The 15684-nt window shown below is 42.5% G+C and carries 13 protein-coding genes; 7 read left to right on the forward strand and 6 right to left on the reverse strand.

Annotated features, from left to right (window positions below; translation table 11 throughout):
- Positions 1-17 precede the first annotated feature (17 nt).
- The 7 genes from accC to BLR53_RS10350 all read left to right on the forward strand — a co-directional run bounded on the left by accC (position 18) and on the right by BLR53_RS10350 (position 8804).
- Entirely contained in the window at positions 18-1358 is a 1341-nt protein-coding gene (gene accC / locus BLR53_RS10320; protein ID WP_037441045.1) for an acetyl-CoA carboxylase biotin carboxylase subunit, read from the forward strand.
- Between the two features lie 82 nt (positions 1359-1440).
- Entirely contained in the window at positions 1441-2331 is an 891-nt protein-coding gene (gene tatC, locus BLR53_RS10325; RefSeq protein WP_037440959.1) for a twin-arginine translocase subunit TatC, read from the forward strand.
- A 32-nt stretch (positions 2332-2363) separates the two neighbouring features.
- Positions 2364-2801, forward strand: coding sequence for a ribose 5-phosphate isomerase B (rpiB, locus tag BLR53_RS10330; protein WP_074589385.1), 438 nt, complete (start codon positions 2364-2366; stop codon positions 2799-2801).
- Positions 2802-2817: 16 nt separating this feature from the next.
- The gene (locus BLR53_RS10335; protein WP_037443316.1) at positions 2818-4440 is read left to right on the forward strand and encodes a M28 family peptidase; all 1623 of its coding nucleotides are present in this window, start codon (positions 2818-2820) and stop codon (positions 4438-4440) included.
- A gap of 115 nt (positions 4441-4555) precedes the next feature.
- Entirely contained in the window at positions 4556-5944 is a 1389-nt protein-coding gene (locus tag BLR53_RS10340) for a LutB/LldF family L-lactate oxidation iron-sulfur protein (RefSeq protein ID WP_074589387.1), read from the forward strand.
- A gap of 5 nt (positions 5945-5949) precedes the next feature.
- On the forward strand, positions 5950-7932 hold the full coding sequence (locus BLR53_RS10345; RefSeq protein ID WP_074589389.1) for an alpha-ketoacid dehydrogenase subunit alpha/beta: 1983 nt from the start codon (positions 5950-5952) through the stop codon (positions 7930-7932).
- A 47-nt stretch (positions 7933-7979) separates the two neighbouring features.
- Entirely contained in the window at positions 7980-8804 is an 825-nt protein-coding gene (locus BLR53_RS10350) for a hypothetical protein (RefSeq protein ID WP_074589392.1), read from the forward strand.
- Here the strand turns inward: BLR53_RS10350 and BLR53_RS10355 are convergent.
- The 6 genes from BLR53_RS10355 to gcvH form a co-directional block, all read right to left on the reverse strand.
- Positions 8753-9337, reverse strand: a complete 585-nt coding sequence (locus BLR53_RS10355; RefSeq protein ID WP_037439262.1) for a SprT-like domain-containing protein — start codon at positions 9335-9337, stop codon at positions 8753-8755. The genes BLR53_RS10350 and BLR53_RS10355 overlap by 52 nt on opposite strands.
- A 109-nt stretch (positions 9338-9446) precedes the next feature.
- Entirely contained in the window at positions 9447-11564 is a 2118-nt protein-coding gene (gene feoB / locus BLR53_RS10360; RefSeq protein WP_037439261.1) for a ferrous iron transport protein B, read from the reverse strand.
- 5 nt (positions 11565-11569) lie between these two features.
- Positions 11570-11785, reverse strand: coding sequence for a FeoA family protein (locus BLR53_RS10365; RefSeq protein WP_037439259.1), 216 nt, complete (start codon positions 11783-11785; stop codon positions 11570-11572).
- 84 nt (positions 11786-11869) lie between these two features.
- Entirely contained in the window at positions 11870-14722 is a 2853-nt protein-coding gene (locus BLR53_RS10370; protein ID WP_074589394.1) for an outer membrane beta-barrel family protein, read from the reverse strand.
- A 138-nt stretch (positions 14723-14860) separates the two neighbouring features.
- The gene (locus BLR53_RS10375) at positions 14861-15292 is read right to left on the reverse strand and encodes a VanZ family protein (protein WP_037439256.1); all 432 of its coding nucleotides are present in this window, start codon (positions 15290-15292) and stop codon (positions 14861-14863) included.
- A gap of 3 nt (positions 15293-15295) precedes the next feature.
- Positions 15296-15676 carry a glycine cleavage system protein GcvH gene (gcvH, locus tag BLR53_RS10380; protein ID WP_037439254.1) on the reverse strand — a complete coding sequence of 127 codons (381 nt, stop codon included), beginning with the start codon at positions 15674-15676 and terminating at the stop codon, positions 15296-15298.
- Between the last annotated feature and the right edge of the window lie 8 nt (positions 15677-15684).

The following is a 15684-nucleotide window of genomic DNA, read 5'->3' on the forward strand; positions in this document are numbered from 1 at the left end:
CACATTTTATCAAAGATATGTTTAAAAAAATATTAATTGCCAACAGGGGCGAGATTGCATTGCGCATTATTCGTACCTGTAAAGAAATGGGCATTAAAACTGTCGCGGTTTACTCTACAGCAGACCGGGAAAGTTTACACGTTCGTTTCGCGGATGAAGCTGTCTGCATCGGGCCTCCCCCGAGTAAAGACTCTTACCTGAGTATTCCTAATATTATTTCAGCAGCAGAATTAACTAATGCTGATGCAATACATCCGGGTTATGGATTTTTGTCTGAAAATGCAAAATTCTCTTCTGTTTGCAGAGATTACGGAATCAAATTTATTGGTGCTACTCCTGAGCAGATTAACTCAATGGGTGACAAAGCGTCGGCTAAGGAAACCATGAAAAAAGCTGGTGTTCCAACCATCCCAGGATCGCAAGGTCTGTTGCAAAGCGTAAAAGAAGGTATCGTTCTGGCCAATGAAATTGGTTATCCGGTAATTTTGAAAGCTACTGCCGGTGGCGGTGGCCGTGGTATGCGTGTGGTTTGGAAAGATGAAGATTTTGAGAACGCATGGGACAGCGCAAGACAGGAATCAGGTGCCGCTTTCGGAAACGATGGTTTATACCTGGAAAAATATATTGAAGATCCCCGTCATATTGAGATCCAGATTATTGGTGACCAATATGGTAAAGCATGCCATTTATCTGAACGTGACTGCTCTATTCAGCGTCGCCACCAGAAACTGGTAGAGGAAGCTCCTTCTCCGTTTATGACTCCTGAATTAAGGGAACGTATGGGCGAAGCTGCAATCAAAGGTGCTACTGCCGTTCAGTACGAAGGTGCAGGTACAATTGAATTCCTTGTAGATAAACACCGCAACTTCTACTTTATGGAGATGAACACCCGTATTCAGGTGGAGCACCCCGTTACAGAAGAGGTTATTAACTACGATTTGATCAAAGAACAAATTAAAGTAGCAAGCGGTATACCGATCTCAGGTAAAAACTACCTGCCGCATATGCATGCTATTGAATGCCGTATTAATGCGGAAGATCCGTTCAACAACTTCAGACCTTGTCCCGGAAAGATCACTAATTTCCATTCTCCGGGTGGTCATGGTGTACGTGTAGATACACATGTGTATGCAGGCTACCAGATTCCTTCAAACTACGATTCCATGATTGCCAAACTAATCTGTGTTGCACAGACGCGTGAAGAAGCAATCAGCACAATGGAGCGTGCTTTAAGTGAATTTGTAATTGAAGGTGTAAAAACGACTATTCCTTTCCATTTGCAACTAATGAAAGACCCGAATTTCCGAGCTGGTAATTTTACCACGAAATTCATGGAAACTTTTGTTTTTTCTGAATAGAACAATCTAATTCTTATATTTAAAACCGAAATACCATTCTATTTAATTAGAATGGTATTTTTGTTTATACACAGAAAGCTACATGAGTGATAATAAAGCGCAGGACCTGATCGGGGCCATTAAAGAAAAAGGAAAGAAACTGGAAGCGGAGATGTCTTTCTTCGACCACATAGATGTATTAAGGAAGCATTTACTGCGATCACTGCTCGTTATTGTATTAATTACAATAGGCGCATTTTATTTCTACGACTTTATTTTCAACACAGTGATCATGGGTCCGAAAGACCCGAATTTCTGGACTTACCGCATGATGTGTAAACTGGTTGCGGCCTACCCTTCACTGGGTACAGAATTCTGCATCACCGAGATTAAAGGTAAAATTATTAATACAGAGATGGCCGGGCAGTTCACGCTGCAGATTAATTCCTGCGTAATGACAGGTGTGATCTTCGGTGTACCCTATATTCTGTTTGAGCTTTGGTTATTTATTAAGCCTGCGCTGCATGATAAAGAACGTAAATCGGCAAGTGGATTTGTATTCTTCTCTTCCCTGTTATTTTTAATCGGGATTATGTTCGGTTACTTCATTATTTGTCCGCTTTCCATCAACTTCCTGACTAACTTCTCCGTGAGTCCGATGATTGAGAATACGTTTACAATTGACTCCTATCTTTCTTCTGTAATGACCTTAACCATAGGTACAGGAATTATTTTTGAGCTACCGGTACTGATCTATATCTTATCGCTGTTTGGCATCATGACACCAGCATTTATGCGTGCAAGCCGCCGCTATGCTATTGTTATAATCTTAATTATTGCAGCTATCGTAACTCCTACACCAGATATGGTAACCATGATGGTTGTTGCATTCCCACTGTTTATTTTATATGAACTGAGTATTTTCATCTCTGCCAGCATCGAACGTAAAAAGAATAAAGAATTATACGGAACAGTAAAAGCACCTTCCAACTAAACCAAAAAACCATTTATAATTTTTAACCTGTAATGCCCTTAAAAACCTTCAAAATCGCCATCGGTTCTGACCATGCCGGTTTCACGTACAAAGAAATGCTGAAAGAGTTTTTAGCTGATTTCCCGGTAACAGACTTTGGTCCGGCTTCTGCCAGCTCTGTTGATTATCCTGATTTTGCACACCCGGTAGCACGGGCGGTAGAAAGCGGTGACGCGGAATTTGGAATCCTGATTTGCGGAAGCGGCAATGGTATAGCCATTGCAGCCAACAAACATCAGGGAATCCGTGCAGCAATCTGCTGGGAAAATGAGCTTGCAGCCTTATGCAGACAGCATAATAATGCAAATATTCTTTGTATCCCTGCCCGTTTTGTACGTCAGGAGCTGGTGCAGGAAATGGTGATGACCTTTTTACAAACTGAATTTGAAGGTGGCAGACATGCAGACCGTGTGAATAAAATATCCTGTTAACCCTGAATTATAAACTATGAACAAATCATTTTTAAGCACCAGTCTTGCTTTATTACTCTTTATCGGTGTTTCTGCACAGGATAAAACAGCAATAAAATTTAGCACGACGATCAACAAAGATCACGGCTATAAGCATTTATCAATACTGGCTTCTGATGAGTATGAAGGTCGTGAGACCGGTAAAAAAGGCGCCTGGATGGCCGCTGAGTATATTCGCAATCATTTTAAAAGCATAGGGCTTAAAGGGCCTGTCAATGGAGATTATTTTCAGCCGATAGACATGGTCAGCTACCAGCTTACGCAGACAGTATTATCTATCAACGGCGTAGCTAAAGAAGAGGGCAAGGATTTTGTAATTCCAACTTCCGGCGTCTCGCTGAAAGGTTTTGCCTTCCACGGTGACGATGTAGTTTTTGCAGGTTATGGCCTGAATAAAGATGGATATAATGATTTCGCCGGGATAGATGTAAAAGGTAAAGTGGTAATCATTTTCGCTTCGGGTGATCCAACGGCAAAAGGTGCTGCTGCCCCTGAAGACCGTGCAGCCAGAAGAAAAGCTATTTTAGCGCAACAGGCTAAAATCAAATACCTGGCAGATAATCAGGCATTGGCTGTATTACAGATTGACCCGACACTGGACAACCTGACCCCAGAATTAAAGGCTATGTATTCCGGCGCCGGCCAGGTAGGTCTCAAAACAGCAGAAAGAACAGCCAGAATGGAAAAAATGTCAACCTTCCCTTCTATCCTGATTTCTCCTGCAACTGCAGACGAGATCTTAAAGGCTGCAGGTACAACGTCTGCTGCTTTAAAAACTCAGATAGATACTGATGTTAAACCGGCATCACGTGCATTCCCTTTGACTGTTAGCGGCACTGCTGTTAAAGAAGAAGTAAAAATACGGGCAGAAAATGTATTGGGCTTCCTGGAAGGTTCTGATCCTGTTCTTAAAAATGAAGTATTGGTTATTACCGGCCACTACGATCACATTGGTTTAACCTTATCTGGTGAAGACAAAGTTAACAACGGTGCTGATGATGACGGATCTGGTACAACAGGTGTTTTAATGATTGCTGATGCTTTTGCAAAAGCCAAAAAGGCAGGTAAAGGTCCGAAAAGAAGTATCCTGTTCATGACGGTTGTCGGTGAGGAAAAAGGTTTATTGGGTTCTGAATGGTATTCAGAACATCCGGTATTCCCGCTGAATAAGACAATTGCCAACCTGAACATTGATATGATCGGCCGCGTAGATAAAGAGCATGAGCAAAATCCGGACTTCATTTATATTATTGGATCTGACATGCTAAGTTCGGATCTGAATGCAATCGGTATTAAAGCAAACGAGACTTATACAAAATTAAACCTGGACATGACCTATAACAACAGGACTGATCCTAACCAGTATTATTACCGTTCTGACCACTACAACTTTGCTAAACATGGCATCCCGGTAATTTTCTATTTTAACGGTGTACATGAAGATTATCACCAGCCAGGAGATGAAGTGGAGAAAATCCATTTCGACTTGTTAGCAAAAAGGGCACAACTGGTATATTTTACCGCATGGGACCTGGCTAACAGAGCCAAAAGACCGGCAGTTGATAAGAACGAAGACGGAACGCCTAAAACGGCCCAATAAATTAAACAAAAAAACCTGCCCCTAAACGGCAGGTTTTTTTGTTTAAGGTTCCCAAGAGAAGATAAAATTTTTATCTTGTTGTGCGTATAGTAACAATTTTATCTAAGTTTGAAACATGACGAAGATTGCTGAGGAGTTTTTGGTAAAGGCAGATGAGAAGGCATTTGATATGGACCACCGCAATATAATTAACCACAATATTGGAAAATATAATGTGGCTGTTGAACGCGGTTTATCCAGGTTCGCAAACCTGGAAGCTTCCAAAAAGAAGGCCCATGTTATCAAATGGCGTGTAATGGAGAACCTGGACAAATTCCTTCCGGAATTTGAAGCCAACTTTCAACGTCGCGGAGGAAAAGTGATCTGGGCAAATGATGCGGCTGAAGCGCAACAGGAGATTTTAAATATCATCCGTAAAAATGGGGGTAAATCTGTCATCAAATCCAAATCGATGACTACAGAGGAAATTCATCTGAATGAGTTTCTGGAACAGCATGGGATTGATTCACTGGAAAGTGACCTGGGTGAATATATCGTTCAGCTTCTGGGGCAAAAGCCATATCATATTGTGACGCCTGCCATGCACCTGAGCAAGGAAGATATTGCCAAACTTTTTCATGAGAAATTCGGTACCCCACTGGATTACACACCGGAACAACTGACACAAAAAGCGCGGGAACTGCTACGCGAGAAATACCTGACTGCCGATATCGGTATTACAGGCGGCAATTTCCTGATCGCAGATACTGGCAGTATCGCCCTGACCGAAAATGAAGGCAACGCACGTCTGACAACAACATTTCCTAAAGTACATATTGCCATTGTCGGCATTGAAAAGGTAATCCCCACGATGGCCGACCTGGATCTTTTCTGGCCATTATTGTCCAGCCATGGAACAGGACAAAATTTAACGGTCTACAACACTATTCTGAGTGGCCCGAGACAGACACATGAGTCTGATGGTCCTGAACAGATGTATGTAATCTTGCTGGATAATGGCAGGACGAACCTACTGGCCCAGAAAGATCAGCGCCAGGCACTTTACTGCATCCGGTGCGGTGCTTGCCTGAATGCCTGCCCGGTGTATAAAAATATCGGCGGCCATACTTATAATACAACTTACAGCGGACCTATCGGTTCTATCATCACACCGCATCTGCAGGGTATGAAGGATTTTAAACACCTGAGTTATGCCTCCAGTTTATGCGGTAAGTGTTCTGAGGTCTGCCCTGTTAAAATAGACATTCATAAAATGCTCCTGCTAAATCGTCACGACGCAGTAGAACAGCACGAAAATACCAAAACTGAAGATCTGAGCTGGAAAGTTTGGAATGCAGGAATGGCCAAACGTTCAAGAATGGATGTTTTTGGCGGCAAGATTAAAAATTTCTTCATGAAGCTTCTTTTCAAAAAGATGTGGGGAAAATACAGGGCTATGCCTGAAATAGCTGAAAAATCTTTCTCCAGCCAGTATCAGGATCACCAGAAAGCAAAAAATAAATAGGGATCATGTATTTCGACCGTAAAGATAAAAGCGATCAGACGCTGCTGGATTTCTATCAGCGCCTGCTTTTTCCCAGACTGGTCGAGGAAAAAATGCTGATCCTGCTCCGCCAGGGCCGTATAGGTAAATGGTTTTCCGGCATCGGTCAGGAAGCAATTGCTGTTGGCGCTACCCTGGCCATGGATTCTCAGGAGTATATTCTGCCAATGCACCGAAACCTCGGTGTTTTTACCACCCGGGATATTCCAATGCGCCGGCTAATGGCCCAGTGGCAAGGTAAAACAACAGGTTTTACCAAAGGCCGTGACCGGTCTTTTCATTTCGGCACTCAGGAACATCATATTATTGGAATGATCTCCCATCTCGGTCCGCAGCTCGCACTAGCAGACGGAATTGCCCTTGCCGACTTACTGAAAGGTGAAAAAAAAGCTACGCTCGTTTTTACCGGAGAAGGTGCTACAAGCGAAGGCGACTTCCACGAAGCACTGAATGTTGCTGCTGTCTGGAACCTGCCGGTTATTTTCCTCATCGAAAATAACGGATATGGTCTCTCCACTCCTGTCGCCGAACAATACCACTGCAAAAATCTGGTTGACAAAGCCGCAGGTTATGGAATGAAAGGGATTCAGATCGATGGAAATAATATCCTGGAGGTATACGATACAATCAGTGCACTAGCTCTTTCCCTGCGAGAAAATCCGGAACCTGTACTGGTCGAATGTATGACGTTCAGAATGCGGGGTCATGAAGAGGCCTCAGGTACCAAATATGTCCCTGCAGATTTACTGGAACAATGGGCAATCAAAAATCCGCTGAATAATTATGAGCGTTACCTGCTGGAAGAAGGCGTCCTCACTGAGCAGCAGATTACTAAAATGAAAGTTGCTATGCATGCGGAAATTACATCGGGAATTGAACAGGCTTTTCTGGATCCTGAACCAAAAGCAGATCCTGATATAGAACTCGCAGATATGTATGCCCCGGCATTGTCGCAGCCGGTTGCTCCACCTCAAAATGCATTAACTCCTAACCTTCGGTTCTTAGACGCTATTAGCGAAGCTTTAAGGATCGCTATGGAACAACATAGCAATCTGGTGCTGATGGGTCAGGATATCGCCGGATATGGCGGTGCTTTTAAAATAACCGCAGGGCTGAGCGATTCGTTTGGAACTGCACGTGTACGCAATACACCGATTTGTGAATCGGCCATTGTCGGAGCCGGATTAGGTCTCTCCATAAATGGCTGCAAGGCGGTGGTGGAAATGCAATTTGCCGATTTTGTAAGCTGCGGATTCAATCAGATTGTCAATAATCTCGCTAAAACGCATTATCGCTGGGGAGAAAAAGCCGATGTTGTGATTCGCATGCCCACTGGTGCTGGTACTGGCGCAGGGCCTTTTCACTCGCAAAGTAATGAAGCCTGGTTTACCAAAACACCGGGACTTAAAATTGTCTATCCTGCATTTCCACAGGAGGCTAAAGGACTATTGCTTGCCGCTATTGCCGATCCTAATCCTGTGCTTTTTTTTGAACATAAATCGCTCTACAGGAGCTTGAGCGGCCCCGTGCCGGAGGGTTATTATACACTGGAGATTGGTAAAGCCATCCGCCGTAGAAATGGTACACAGTTTACACTGATCACCTATGGAATGGGTGTCCACTGGGCGATTGATTACCTGGATGCACATCCTGAACTTCAGGCGACTTTGCTTGATCTCTGCAGTCTGCAGCCCTGGGATAAAGCAGCCGTAAAACAGGCTGTGGCAGATACCGGAAGGGTTATTATTCTGCATGAAGACACTTTGAGCTCTGGATTCGGCGCTGAAATTTCTGCATGGATTGCTGAACATTGCTTTGAATTACTGGATGCGCCAGTGCTTCGTTGTGCCAGCCTTGATACAGCTATCCCAATGAATAAAAATCTAGAACACCAGTTTCTCGCTGCTTCCCAACTGGGACAAAAAATAGAGCAGCTCATGGCCTATTAGTGCATTGGCACGATAATAGACTGCTTCGGGATAATCACACACTGCACATGAAATTCAAGCTATTATCCGGTCTGGCAATTATTCTGCTTTTATTTTCTTCGTCCTGTAAGTATTTCCGGTCGAGCCACCCTCAGGCAGATATCCTGAGTGATGAAGTGGCCACCAATCTTAATGACAAGACTATTCTGAATTTTGCAGCTGGTATTGATCGTGAATTGCCCAAATTCAGAAAGCAGTTCAGCCTGATTTTCACTTCGGGTGATCTTTCTGTCTATACCGAAAAATACAGTGACTACAATAATAGTATGCTCTACCGGATCTACAGTAACAATGGAAGCCTCAATTCTTCTGTTAAAAGTTATTACTTCCGCGCGGACAGCCTGATGTTGATCAGGGAAAAAAGCAAATTCATGAATCAGGATGCGGAATTATTCAGGGACAGCAGAACTTACCTGCGCAACGGTATCGTTTTTGGCATGGACACCCGTACTGCCAGCTCAGCGGATGCTTTGCGTACGCTTCCTTTTTTACCGCTTTCTGCAGCTGAACTGAAACTGCGTGAGGATAATTTCGCAGATGACGTTAAAGGCATGAACGACGCACTTACGGGTAAAGATAAATTTGAAATGGTATTTGATAATATCACAACTTATCCTGATGCCCGTTATATTATGCTGAAAAGTAAATCGCGAAGTAATTATAAGGCAGCAGTTCTGGTTGAACAAAAGGATACTTTCATTGACAGCCTGCTGAATTACCCCGGGAAATTCAGGGACACCCAGCTCAATTTTAAATGGAAAATAGACGATAAACAGGCTGTCTATGTACCCGTCTCTGCAATGAATACTTCTGCAAGCGGGCTGAATAAATAGATATTTCCATTATCAAGACATTCGCAACGATAACGTTTCCTCAACCTTTCCCCCTTTTTAAATCTTCTGCCGTCTTTAATGCGGAATACTGTATGGGTATCTAATTCTTCGAGCCTGGTATGGTCACCACGGCTGTCATATTTTTTTAAAGCACGTGATAAATGAAGATCTGTACAGCTGGAGGCAGAAGGATTGGTTAGATAAGTTGAAATTGCCTTTTCCAGGTCTTCCGGAAAAACCCGTTGTTCCAAAAATGGAATCATCATCTTTTTATAATTAGATTTCCACTCGGACCCATGTGGCTTTACCTTATGCTGAAATTCGTTCCAGGTTAACAGATGTGCGAATTCATGAACAGTGGTAACCAGAAATGCATACCGGTTGAGATTGTTATTTACAGAGATTTGATGTCCTGTCTGGCGAAAGGGGTGCCTGTAATCGCCGAGCTTAGTTGATCTGCTTTTCGAAATTTTAAACTCACACTGAAAATAATCGATCCATTTGGCGATTACCGGTGCGGCTTGTTCCGGCATGTACCTGGCTAAGACTTCTGCTTTTTCCAATTTATTTGTGCTTGATGAGCGATACTATTGTTTATGACCATGTTCCGCTTACAACGTAACATGGTCATAAAGATAGGATTTACCTTAATAACTGGTAGGCTATCAGGCTGGCAAAATAGGCTAATGCTGTCATATAAACTAATTGTATCATTGGCCATTTCCATGACTTAGTCTCGCGATAAACAATTGCAACGGTACTCATACACTGCATTGCGAAGGCGTAGAAGAGCATAAGCGAGAATCCGGTGGCAAAGGTAAACAGCGGTAGTCCTGTATTGGCATCTGTTGCTCCTTTCAATTTATTTCTGATGGTTGTGGCTTCTTCATCTGCGCTGTCAACACTATAAATAGTGGCCATCGTGCCGACAAAGGCCTCCCTTGCAGCAAATGAGGTAATTAAAGCTATTCCGATCTTCCAGTCAAAGCCTAACGGTCTGATTGCAGGTTCTATAGTCTGGCCCAAAATACCTACGTAAGAATTTTCTAGTTTTTCTGCGGAACGATCACGCTCCAGTGTACTGATTGCTACGCTATCCTGCTGTAACTCTATTTTTTCATATTTCTGATCAATTTTTTCAAAACGGTCTGAAGGACCGTAACTGGCCATTACCCATAATACTATAGAAATCGCAATAATTACCTTACCTGCTTCGAATACAAAAGTCTTAGACTTTTCATACATGGTTAACAGCACATTATTCCATCTCGGTTTCTGATAAACGGGCATCTCCATGATGAAGTATGATTTCTCTTTAGCCTTAATCAGGAATTTCATGACAAAAGCGACGAGTACTGCAGCTATTATACTAATCAGGTACATACCCATTAGCGTCAATGCCTGCAGGCTGATAAAACCGAGTACTTTTTCATCGGGAATAATCAATGAGATCAACAGGGTATATACAGGTAAGCGAGCAGAACAACTCACTAACGGCGCAACCATAATGGTGATAATTCTGTCCTTCCAGTTTTCTATATTCCTGGCACTCATGATAGATGGTACGGCACAGGCCAGACTTCCGATCATAGGAACGACTGACTTTCCGCTTAAACCGAATTTACGCATAATACGGTCCATCATAAAGGTAACCCTGGCCATATAACCGGTATCTTCCATAATGGATATCAGTGCGAATAGGATAGCGATTTGCGGAATGAAGATTACAATTCCACCTAAACCTGCCACAACACCATCCAGTAACAGATCGGTGAGCATACCTTCCGGCAGATGTTCATGTCCAAGGTCTGTTAACCGTGCAAACCCCTCTTCAATCATATCCATCGGATAAGCAGACCAGGAGAAAATTGCATTAAAGACAAATAACAGAATGAGCAGGAAGATAGCGAAACCCCAGACTTTATGAGTCAGGACTTTATCTATCCGGTCACTCATAATGAATTTCTTCTGTGCACCAGTATCTGTAATAATACCGTTTAATATAGTACCCAGGTACCGATATCTGGCGACAGTTTCGGCAGTCTGTATTTTGGATGATTCAAAGTTATGTTCAGCTGCAATCTGGTTCAACTGCTGATGTTGCTCCGGGGTATAAATATCCAACTCGCTATGCTGGTGAAGCACCTGCAGCGCGAAATAGGGATTAGTTGTCTGGATTAATTGACCGGCTGCGGCAATGGCTTCGGGTGCTAAGACCTGAATATCCGTTCCCGGCTCTTGTGTAGGGATTGTCGGTGCATTAGCAATTGCATCTTTTAATTCTTTTAATCCGATATTATTTCTGGCAGAAATGGCTACAACCTGAACACCCAGATTTTTAGAAAGCTGATCGATGTCTATCGCAAGGCCTTCTTTTTTAGCCATGTCAGTCATATTCAGTGCTAAAATCACCGGGATCTGCAGGTCTGCAACCTGCGTGTACAACAGCAGGTTCCGGCGCAGATTGGTTGCATCGGCAACAAGTACAATCAGATCGGGATGACTGCGGTTCTCCCGGTCAGCCAGGATCTGGAATACTATACTCTCATCCTTACTTTTAGGATAGAGACTATAAGTGCCCGGCAAATCCACCACCTCAGCGGTTTTATGGTCACCAATTTTACAAAAACCTGTCTTCTTGTCGACGGTTATCCCGGGGAAGTTTCCAATCTTCTGGTTGAGCCCGGTTAATAGATTAAAGAGTGTCGATTTCCCTGTATTGGGGTTACCAACAAGTGCAATTTTCAGATCAGCAGCCAAATTTTCTAAGAGATTATAATTACAGATGCTTCATTTTTTCGTAAACAAAGCTGATATCCTGCAACCCGGATCGCGATAGGATCACCAAGCGGCGCAAAACGCTCCACTTCTACAATTTCTCCAGGCAAACAGCCCATTTCCATCAACTTTACTGACATTTCTAAATCTGTAAATGAGACAATTGTGCCTCTTTCTCCTGGAGTTAACTGTGAAAGGTTCATATCTTATATTAAGGCCGCAAGTTACCCTTTATCTATAATAAATACAAATAAGAACAAACCTTAGTCTGACCGGCCACTGAATTATTACATACCTCTTCTGCCACCACCAAAGCCACCACCGCCACGATTGCCTCCCGGGCCTTGCTGTCCGCCAGGGCCGTCAGATGGTCCCATGCGGTCGGTACGTTTGCCCCCCATCTGACTTAGAGAGTACGTAAATGAGAGCATTGCATACCGTTTCAGAACATTATACCTGATGTCTGTAATTGTATTATTTGACGAAGTTCTGGTAATTCCCTGATTCTGATTCAAAATATCATTCACCGCAAACTTGAATGTTCCACGGTTTTTAAAGAATTGCTTACTGATATAACTGTTAAGCAATGTATAATTGGTGTCATACGCCTCACCTCTTCCGGTATTCTGATAGTAATCGACATCTACCGCTAAACGGATGTTTCCAGGAAACATATAGCTTACGTCAATAGTAGGATTAAGTGTATAATAAGTGGTATTGGCAGATGGTTGAGCTGAGTAAGTGGCCCGGTTAATGGAACCACCAATGCCAGCTGTCAAATCGAGTTTATCCATAGAGGATACCAGTCTGTATCTGTTGGTAACAGATACATCGTTAGTAATATTCTGAAGGGAGTTCGTGAAATTGACTCCTCTAGCATAGTTACCGCTTAAGTCTATATTCAGGTTCAGTTTGTTCCCTTTGATGATTGGCAAACCTAAGGAAGACCCTAAAGTCCCTGAATAAACGCCGTTGACGTTAACCGGCACAACTTCCAGTTTTCCAAAGTTCTCACTCGCCTGATCGGTTATGAGTGTACTGCTATTACCAAAGGCATTGAAAGTCTGGCTAAAGTTTGCAAAGACAAAAAGTGAACGGAATTTAGCAAAATCAAAATTATTATAAAATACGGTCAGATTATTACTGAAAGACGGTTTCAGATCTGGATTACCAATGGCTATACTTTGTGTGTTGGAGTTATCCAGAATAGGTTGGATCTGGCTGATGCTCGGCTGCTGGGTATTTCCACGATAACGGATAACCAATCTTTTACTTTTACTGAAGTTATAGCGTAGCTGTGCTGTCGGAATAAAATTATAGAAGCTCTGGTTAAGCAGATTTCCGGTGGTCAGGTTATCATTTTTCCGATCTGTATGCTGTACGCCAACACCAACATTCCAGTTATATTTTGCACCTGTTTTATTTAGGCTGGTACCCAATGCATTGGTCATTGTCCGGTTTTCGTAGGTATTAGTATACGTGAAATCCGGAAGATCGTACTGACTGGTTAATGGGTTAAAATTAAAAGTCATACGCTCACTGCGATCGGTGCTGTACATATTCTGGTAATTGACTTCCAGGTTTAAAGTCTTATCCAGTGGCTCGGTATAAACTAATCTGGTGGTATTATTCAGTGATTTTGCATTCTGATCATTTAGTTGCCTGGTCTGCTCATTGGTTTCCACACCGCCATTAACCGTATTGTTCAATATATCATTATAGTTCGTAGCATCACTGTTATTGATACTGGTATTGACGTTTAAGGAAAGCGTACGTCCTGCTTTACTGAATTTTTTACGTAGTAACAGACTATTACTCAACGTAGGTGCTGTAGAATTAGTCCTGTAGGATTGTGTTCCTGTAGTCACATAACTTCCATAGTTATTCGTATAGATACTGTTCTGACTGAGGTCTGTTTCTGTATAAGTGACATTCGGCTGAACCCGGAGGGAAATTGTAGAGTCCAGTTTAGTGTCCAGCATGAAGTTAAATCTATGGTTTTTCTTGTCGGTCTGGCTGTTTAATGCTTCGTCAAAAGTAGTCCTGCTATCTCCTAGTAAGTTCTGTCTGAAACTTGTCTGCTGATTGTCTAATGCAGTTTTATTGAAAAAGTAACTGGCTGTGAGCTTTGTATCGTCTTTATAGATGTCTGCAAAGTTTAATCCGATAGCGTTGGTTGTAGTAATTCCCTGCTGGCCGGCTCCTGTATTTCCACCTCCCGGATTGAACCCCCCTCCACCGGATCTTCTTCCGCCACCACCGCCACCGCCTGTGTTACCACCGCCGAAGCTTTGCTTGTTAACGTTATTAAATTGTCCAATCAATGAGAATTGCTGATCGTTTTTAAATTTATTGACATTCGCACTCCCATCATAACGTCCATCCGTACCGCCACCGACACTGGAGTTACCGAAATAACCGTGCTTCATGTCTTTTTTAGTTGTTATATTAATAATTTTCTCCCTGTTACCGTCATCTACTCCTGTAAATTGTGCCTGATCGGATAGCAGGTCTATAACCTGAATCTTATCAATCATATCTGCCGGCAGGTTTTTAGTAGCCAGCAGAGGATCACTTCCAAAGAAGTCTTTGCCATCTACCCGAACCCTCGTCACTGTTTCACCCTGTGCTTTTACTGAACCGTCTTTAGCAACCTCTACTCCCGGAAGTTTCTTTAATACATCTTCAACAACAGCATTTTCCCTTACTTTAAATGCTCCTGCATTATATTCTACAGTATCTGTCTTAACGACTACAGGGGTTACTGCGCCAACAATTTCGACAGTTTTAAGGTCGAGACCGGTATTCTCCATCGACAGCGATCCGAGATTTACTTTCGGAGCAGCAACGGTTACGGTAAAATCTTTATTTAAACTTTTCAGCCCGAGATAGGCTACAGAAACGCGATAAGAACCAGGAGCCAGTCCAGCGATGGTAAATGTCCCGTCGGGTTGGGTGTTAGTAACACCTGCAACGCTGGAATCAGTTAGGTTCTTAACTGCGACAGAAGCGAAATCAACAGCGAGTTGATCCTTTGAATTAACCACTTTACCGCTCACAGAGCCGTTCTTGGTTTGCGCGTAAATTGAAGAGCTGCTAATTAAGATAAAAAGCAGAAGTAGGTTCCTGTAAAAATTCATTCTGTAGTCTCGTAAGGTTTTATTTTCAGACTACGAAATGGATAAATGGTTTGTTTAGTCCGTAGAAAATATTGAGTAACATTTTAAATACGTTTCAACACAGGAAAGAAAGGCCTTCAGCTCCGGGATATCTGAAATTTACTGACTGGTTTTTTTCGGGTGCAAATTGCCGTCTTTATCAAAATTGAACCTATGTAGCAAAACGTAGCTAAATACGCCCATAAAAACACCAATCATATCGCAACCAAGGTCCCACCATTCGGCAGAACGATAAGGAAAAAAGAAGTATTGGATAACTTCAACAGAAGCGCCTACGATAAAGGTCAACAAAATGATCTTAAAGATCGTAAGGGACCGGAAACTGTAATTATGCTGATTACTAATCTTTCCGTAAAACAATAAAATGGTTAGGACGTAGAAAAATCCAAGGTGTACCAGTTTATCAAAACCTTGAAAGAAAATGCCCGAACCAGTGGATTCGGGCATTTTCATTGTACAAAGAATTAAGATGAACACCGTCCAAGCAAGCGCCCAGCGCTGATAGCTTAATGCTTTGAGTTTATTATTCATAAATTATGCGCCTACTAAAGCCTGATATGCTTCTGCAGTTAATAATCCTTCAATTTCTGATACATCAGCAATGTTTGCCTTTACCATCCAGCCATCTCCATACGGATCTGAATTCACCAGCTCAGGATTATCATTCAATGCAGCGTTAACTTCTGTGACGGTACCAGTGACAGGCATGTAAAGATCTGAAACGGTTTTAACAGCTTCTACAGTACCAAATACCTCATCTTTACTTACTTCTTCACCTACACTATTGATATCGATATAAACGATATCACCCAATTCGCGTTGCGCGAAATCTGTAATACCGATAAAAGCTTCATTACCATTTACTCTAACCCATTCGTGGTCTTTAGTGTACTTTAATTCTGATGGAAAGTTCATTTTCTAAT

Source organism: Pedobacter antarcticus (assembly GCF_900103515.1).
Taxonomy (GTDB): Bacteria; Bacteroidota; Bacteroidia; order Sphingobacteriales; family Sphingobacteriaceae; genus Pedobacter; species Pedobacter antarcticus.

Bases quoted from the DNA above. Each gene is read 5' to 3' on its own strand.
- accC (WP_037441045.1), top strand. From the start codon at position 18: ATGTTTAAAAAAATATTAATTGCCAACAGGGGCGAGATTGCATTGCGC.
- tatC (WP_037440959.1), top strand. From the start codon at position 1,441: ATGAGTGATAATAAAGCGCAGGACCTGATCGGGGCCATTAAAGAAAAA.
- rpiB (WP_074589385.1), top strand. From the start codon at position 2,364: ATGCCCTTAAAAACCTTCAAAATCGCCATCGGTTCTGACCATGCCGGT.
- BLR53_RS10335 (WP_037443316.1), top strand. From the start codon at position 2,818: ATGAACAAATCATTTTTAAGCACCAGTCTTGCTTTATTACTCTTTATC.
- BLR53_RS10340 (WP_074589387.1), top strand. From the start codon at position 4,556: ATGACGAAGATTGCTGAGGAGTTTTTGGTAAAGGCAGATGAGAAGGCA.
- BLR53_RS10345 (WP_074589389.1), top strand. From the start codon at position 5,950: ATGTATTTCGACCGTAAAGATAAAAGCGATCAGACGCTGCTGGATTTC.
- BLR53_RS10350 (WP_074589392.1), top strand. From the start codon at position 7,980: ATGAAATTCAAGCTATTATCCGGTCTGGCAATTATTCTGCTTTTATTT.
- BLR53_RS10355 (WP_037439262.1), bottom strand. From the start codon at position 9,337: ATGCCGGAACAAGCCGCACCGGTAATCGCCAAATGGATCGATTATTTT.
- BLR53_RS10365 (WP_037439259.1), bottom strand. From the start codon at position 11,785: ATGAACCTTTCACAGTTAACTCCAGGAGAAAGAGGCACAATTGTCTCA.
- BLR53_RS10370 (WP_074589394.1), bottom strand. From the start codon at position 14,722: ATGAATTTTTACAGGAACCTACTTCTGCTTTTTATCTTAATTAGCAGC.
- BLR53_RS10375 (WP_037439256.1), bottom strand. From the start codon at position 15,292: ATGAATAATAAACTCAAAGCATTAAGCTATCAGCGCTGGGCGCTTGCT.
- gcvH (WP_037439254.1), bottom strand. From the start codon at position 15,676: ATGAACTTTCCATCAGAATTAAAGTACACTAAAGACCACGAATGGGTT.